General features: G+C 42.2%; 1 protein-coding gene. It reads left to right on the top strand.

Annotation, left to right across the window (positions count from 1 at the left end):
* Window positions 1–151: 151 nt before the first annotated feature.
* A partial coding sequence (locus tag JUF13_RS14345; protein ID WP_373301418.1) for an IS1182 family transposase occupies window positions 152–1,800 on the top strand: 1,649 nt, incomplete at its 3' end.

Here is a 1,800-nt window from a genome sequence, read left to right as displayed (position 1 = left end):
AAAGGGGCTGTGACATAAGTCTCCAAAATGAAAGCTGGTTGAGGAAAATCTTCGGATTTTCCTCAACCAGCTTTTTGGTATAATTAAATTAAAAAAGGGCACCGGTCGCACCCGATACTCTCTCGAAACTATCCTCGAAAGGACGTTCAATATGCAAGATTATTATAACATGGACCAAACCACTTTGAGTATTGCTTTAGATTATTTGCCTGAAGAAAATCATCCGGCTCGTTACATTAACACATTGGTAGAATCCTTAAAATTGGACTACTCTTATCAATTCGGTCGCCCTCGTGAATACGACCTGGCTGCAATGCTTAAACTAGTACTACTAGCTTATACTTACAGCATTTTTAGCAGTCGCCAAATCGAAAAGTTTGCACGTGAAAACAAACCAGCTGGTTGGCTCATCGCTGACCAAGTCCCTTCATATCGGACCATTTGCCGTTTTCGAATCTCAGATGATCTAGCCAGTTTGACCAAACAAAGTTTAAACAACTTAACGTTGTTTTTAAGGGACGCTGGTGTAATTGATGACGTCACATTCATTGATGGCACTAAGATTTTGGCCGATGCCAATAAATATAGCTTCGTCTGGCGGAAGAACACGGTACGCTTTGACAAAATGAATCGGGACCAACTGGTCACGATTTTGGGCGAGCTTCACGAGGCAAAGCTTATTGGTGAAGTCCCAACTGGTTCTGACCTCAACCTTGGTATGTTAGACGCCGTTATTGGAACTGTCGAAGATAGACTGGTCACTTTGGATGAAGAGGTTCAGGCTACTAAGAAGATCTCGCCTAATCCTGCCAAAAAGCAGCGGCGGATTCTCAAAGCACAACGTCGGAAGCTAACTCAACGGCGGGATAAGATGATTGACCATCAAAACCAGCAAGTGAATTTTGGTCAACGTAACAGTTACTCCAAGACCGACCATGACGCAACTTTTATGCGGGTCAAAGAAGACCCGATGCAAAATGGTCAGTTGAAGCCAGCCTATAATCTTCAAATAGCAACGAGTAACCAATTCATTACGGGATTCGATCTCTTTCAAAATCCAACTGATACGCGAACTTTCCCGTTATTTTTAGCAAGCTTAGAGTCGCAAAAAGTGTTGGGAAAAGTAATCGTGGCCGATGCAGGTTATGGCTCAGAAAGTAACTACCGATATTGTGAAGACGAGCTCGATAAACACGTCGTATTAGTTCCTTACGGGACAATGCTCAAAGAAAATAGTCGGAAGTGGCAAAGTGATGATCGAAAGGTAATGAATTGGGATTACTACGAAAAAGATGACTATTTTATTGACCCGAAAGGTGTCAGATTCAACTTTAAAGTTTATCGAAAAAGTACTGACAAGTATGGCTTTACTCGTGAATTTAAAGAATACGAAGCCGAAAAATACAATGAGAATCATGAAGTGATTCCACTGGCTTTGACACCAAAGAAAAGGCTTCGCCGAATTAAAGTGAATGAGGCATGGGAATACTTTAAGGCAAAGGAACGCACCCAGCTTTCAAAGCCAGAAAACAAGGCTATCTACGGACGTCGAAAGATTGATGTAGAGCCAATTTTTGGCAAGATGAAGGCTTATTTGCATTTCAATCGCTACTCGGTCCGTGGTCTAGCGAAGGTCAAAAAAGAAACTGGAATCCTCGTTCTAGCATTGAACATCCTCAAGTTAGTCTCCACCAGGAGAAGACGGCTTGAGAATCAAGAGCATGGAAATAAGGCACGAAACCAAAGTTCGGTTTCGTGCCTTATTTTTGTTCTACAGAGGCTAGTTATGTCACAGCCTCT

It is taken from the genome of Levilactobacillus wangkuiensis, from assembly GCF_016861605.1.
GTDB classification, from domain to species: domain Bacteria; phylum Bacillota; class Bacilli; order Lactobacillales; family Lactobacillaceae; genus Levilactobacillus; species Levilactobacillus wangkuiensis.
This window is presented reverse-complemented; position numbering and strand designations above follow the sequence as displayed.